This window comes from Paenibacillus sp. EKM206P (genome assembly GCF_011066155.1).
GTDB classification, from domain to species: domain Bacteria; phylum Bacillota; class Bacilli; order Paenibacillales; family Paenibacillaceae; genus Paenibacillus; species Paenibacillus polymyxa_D.
In genome coordinates this window covers 1-353 of the sequence record NZ_JAAMNQ010000087.1, presented here as the reverse complement: position 1 = coordinate 353, position 353 = coordinate 1, and the positions used below count along the sequence as shown (strand labels likewise).

The 353-nt window shown below is 55.0% G+C and carries 1 protein-coding gene; it reads right to left on the bottom strand.

Translation table 11 applies throughout. The features are described from left to right. Nucleotides 1–353: condensation domain-containing protein (locus tag G9G53_RS25810; protein ID WP_165150895.1), on the bottom strand; the 353-nt coding region annotated here is incomplete at both ends.

Genomic DNA, 353 nt, shown 5'->3' with positions numbered 1-353 from the left:
ACAAAACGCTCTTGCTCACGGGCTGCGGACAGGTATCTCAACATCCCGTAGCCAATGCCCTTTTGCGGAATGCGGCGTAGTCCTTCTTTCACCTGTTTGATGCGCTGTGAAAGGTCTTGCCCCACGCTCATATCCAGCACAACTGGGAATTGGGTCGTAAACCAGCCCACGGTGCGCGTAATATCCAGTTCTGGCAGAATGGATTCCCGCCCATGGCCTTCCAGGCTCACGAGCACTCGTTCCAGGCCCGCCCAGCGATGAATCGTCAGTCCCAATGCGGTAAGCAGCAAATCATTCATCTCCGTGTTGTAGGCACGATGCGCCTGTTTTAACAACTGCTCCGTTTCCTGAGC